Source organism: Phenylobacterium sp. (assembly GCF_031412415.1).
Taxonomy (GTDB): domain Bacteria; phylum Pseudomonadota; class Alphaproteobacteria; order Caulobacterales; family Caulobacteraceae; genus Phenylobacterium.
This window is the reverse complement of sequence record NZ_JANOCX010000303.1, coordinates 1-3,392: the sequence shown is the minus strand read 5'-3', so window position 1 is coordinate 3,392 and position 3,392 is coordinate 1. Positions and strand designations below refer to the sequence as shown.

The following is a 3,392-nucleotide window of genomic DNA, read 5'->3' as shown; positions in this document are numbered from 1 at the left end:
GGTGAATTGGACCACCTCGCCGACCACGACGGACAGGCCACGATTTCGGACTACTTCCTGTGGGACGCCAAGGGCGCGGTAAAGCGCCTGGCGGCCCCGCGTCTCGTCACCGAGGCCGCTGAGATCAATTCGGAGACCATCAAAGCCTATCCAATGTGGTTCGCCATGAGTGCGATCCGAAACTCGGTTCGCCAGCTTTTCACGTTCCAGGTCGATGACGATATCAACATCGCGCCCACGGAAATGATGATCCCGATCTTCAGAATGATCGGTGACGAGCTGCCGCAGCACTACCTGAACTCTGCCCAGTCTCGTGGCCAATTCCCGCTCTCGGTCGCGCGCGCCCTACTTTCGCTCGGCCTTGTCAGCTCGGTGCTGCTGATCGGTTATGTGGCCGCGAGACGGTGGCGGATGGTCAATCCTGAGGTTTGGGTGTTCGCCTACACCGCTGCGGTGGGCGTCTTCGCCAACTCCCTCGCTATCGGGGCGCTCTCGGCGATCCATGATCGATATCAGAACCGGGTGATTTGGCTGGTGCCGCTCGTCGCCTTGCTCATCGTATGGTCCGCTTTCGCGGGCGCAAGTCGTCGTCTCCCGTCCGCGACAGCCGGTGAGGCGGATCGGTCGCCCTAGAGCTTCAGATTGAAGGGCTTCAGCACCCAGGCCACATAGGCCAGGACCACGAGGATGATCAGGAAGGCGAGGCCCCCCTGCCCTTCGTTGCCGACGTAGTTGGCGAGCGCGCAGCCGACGCAGGCCGGCAGATACTGGAACACGTTGTCCTTGGGCTCTTCCTGCGCGGTCGAGCGATGAAGGAACAGCACGACGAGTCCCGCGAAGATGGCGACCGTCACCCAATCGTAGATCGTCTGCACGCCATCAACCCCCAAGCGCCGCACTGCGTGTCGGGCAGGCGTCGCCAGCCCCTTAGATCAGACCCGCCGGCCGCGCAATCGTCAAACCCTTGCGCGAACACGGCGAAACGCCCTTGCGGACGATCGGTACAGCAACCGCGCGACCGAAGCCTTGCGACGCACGACCCAAGGCCGGAGCCTAGGACGAAATTCTTAAGGTAAACTTGGCGGCGATCACCGAAATGTGCGGGGCGACACTTCGAAGCTCTGCCCTGCTTGGCGCGACCGGCGCCGACCTCTATGAGATTAGGCCGCGCACACCGACAATAACAGCCGCCCAGAGCCCGATCGAGGCGCAGCCGCCGATCGCCAGGCCAAGGCCCACGGGCAGTCGTGCTGTCCGCGCCCGCGTTGCGCGCGGCATAGAAGCAATGACAGCTTTCGCGCCCACCGGACCCACGCTCCCAAGTCGAAAGGCCGTTTCTCGGCCGTGAACAATAAGAACGCAGCCGCGGTTAAAAATTCGTGCTTCGCGTGCGGAATATTGATCGTGGATAAAAAAGCGTTACCAGTTTTCGCGATAGCCAGTATCGCGGACTGGGTGACGAGTAGCTTTATGATTGATGGGGCCCATTCGGTCGATCGGCAGGCGGCTTCGCGGCCCGTGACGGCGCTTTACGCCGTCGCCAAGCCCGGCCGCGACCCCGGCGAAGGTGGCCGGGTCCTGCCGCCGCTGCCGGTGGCCACCAGCATCGGCAAGCGGCTCTTCGACATCCTTGTCGCGTCCGGCGCGCTCCTGGTCTTTCTGCCCCTGCTGCTCATGCTGGCCCTGCTGATCCGCCTGGACGCGCCAGGCCCGGCCCTGTTCCGGCAGCGGCGCACCGGCCTCGGCGGCCAAGTGTTCACCGTCTATAAGCTTCGCACCATGACCGTCGTCGAGGACTCTGGCGAAGTGCGCCAAGCCACCAAGAACGACGCGCGGGTCACCCAGATCGGCGCGGTCCTGCGCAAGCTGAGCCTCGACGAACTACCCCAGCTCTTCAACGTCCTGATCGGCGACATGTCGATCGTCGGACCGCGCCCGCACGCCCTCGCTCACGACCAGTTCTACGGCGAACGCATCCCCACCTATGACGAGCGCTTCCGCGCCCGCCCCGGCCTGACCGGCTTCGCCCAGATCAGCGGCTTCCGTGGAGAGGTGCGTGAGCTGAAGCAGATGGCCGACCGCGTCGCCGCCGACAACGCCTATATCGACCGCTGGTCCCTGGGCCTGGATCTGATCATCGCGTTCAAGACCCTGCCCCTGATGCTGCGCGACCCCAACGCCTATTAGGCGACGCCGCGCCGATCGCCCGCGACAACCCTCGCGTGTCAGCCCGGGCGACCTTCGCGTCCGGAAAAGAATCTTAACCGCCCAAGCTTAGTCTCTTGAGGCCTGATCCCAGGCCAACCAAGGATGAGCAGGTCGTTGACCGCGGTCGCTGAGCGCAGACGCAAGGGCCGGACCCCGTTCCGGCAGCGCCGGCGCTCGGCCGAACGCATCGCCGCGCTCGGCGTCGAGATGGACCTGGTGCGCCCCGAGGAGGTGATGCACCACGTCACCGAGGCCGTCGAGAATGGCCGGTCCTGGTGCATCGCCAACCACAACGCCCACAGCGTCTATCTCAGCCAACGGGACCCGGAGTTCGCGGCCTTCTTCGACACCGCCGATGTGATCGAGCTCGACTCCACCCCGATCATCTTCTTCACCCAGTTGCTGGGCCTCCACTCCCGCCCCTTCCACCGCTGCACCTATCTAGATTGGCGCGAGCACTTCTGGAGCCTGGCCCAGCGCAACCGCTGGCGGGTCTTCTATCTGGGTGGCGAACCCGGCGTGGCCGCGCGCGCCGCCGAACGGTTGACGCAGGGCTACCCGGGCGCCCTCATCTCCACCCGCCACGGCTACTTCGACATGTCGCCCGAAGGAGCCGAGAACGAAGCCGTGCTGGCCGAGATAGCCGCGGCGCGGCCTCAAATCCTGTTCGTCGGCATGGGCATGCCGCGCCAGGAGATCTGGCTGCTGCAAAACCGCCACCGCCTGCCGCCCTGCGTTGTCTTCTCCGTCGGCGCCGCCTTCGACTATGAGGCCGGAGTCCAGGTCGCCGCGCCGCGCTGGATCGGACGCATAGGCTTCGAGTGGCTGTTCCGCCTAGCCGTCGATCCACGCCGCCTGTTCCACCGCTATTGCGTGGAGTCATGGTTCCTGCTGGCGCCTGCCGCGCGCGACATCGCCGCCGCCGCGCGCGCGGGCCGGCTGTTCAAGCGTCGCAACGCCATGGGTCTGTCACCTCGGAAAGACGGCGCTCCGGCCTGAACCCGCCTTCCGCTCGGCCCACGGAGCCGATATCGAGCCGCCATGTCACGCGTCATTCTTTGGTCGGCCAGATTGGCCCTTCTCCTGCTCGCCGGCGTCACTGTCTATGGAGCGCTGGACCCAAGGCACAATGCCCAAGCCTTCCCCGTCGGCCATGATGAGATCGAGCACGTGGTGCTGGCCTA

4 protein-coding genes are annotated in these 3,392 nt (G+C 65.2%); 3 read left to right on the top strand and 1 reads right to left on the bottom strand.

Features of this window, described 5'->3' with window-relative positions:
* Positions 1–633, top strand: a 633-nt coding sequence (locus RMO04_RS14535) for a hypothetical protein (protein WP_309645483.1), incomplete at its 5' end; no start/stop codon positions are given.
* Here RMO04_RS14535 and RMO04_RS14530 read toward each other — a convergent pair.
* On the bottom strand, positions 630–875 hold the full coding sequence (locus RMO04_RS14530) for an XrtV sorting system accessory protein (RefSeq protein WP_309645482.1): 246 nt from the start codon (positions 873–875) through the stop codon (positions 630–632). The two genes, RMO04_RS14535 and RMO04_RS14530, sit on opposite strands and share 4 nt — an antisense overlap.
* A gap of 643 nt (positions 876–1,518) precedes the next feature.
* On the opposite strand from RMO04_RS14530, the gene RMO04_RS14525 reads away from it, so the two are divergent.
* Both RMO04_RS14525 and RMO04_RS14520 read left to right on the top strand, forming a co-directional pair.
* Positions 1,519–2,187, top strand: a complete 669-nt coding sequence (locus tag RMO04_RS14525) for a sugar transferase (protein WP_309645481.1) — start codon at positions 1,519–1,521, stop codon at positions 2,185–2,187.
* Between the two features lie 135 nt (positions 2,188–2,322).
* Positions 2,323–3,207, top strand: coding sequence for a WecB/TagA/CpsF family glycosyltransferase (locus RMO04_RS14520; protein ID WP_309645480.1), 885 nt, complete (start codon positions 2,323–2,325; stop codon positions 3,205–3,207).
* The last annotated feature ends 185 nt before the right edge of the window (positions 3,208–3,392 follow it).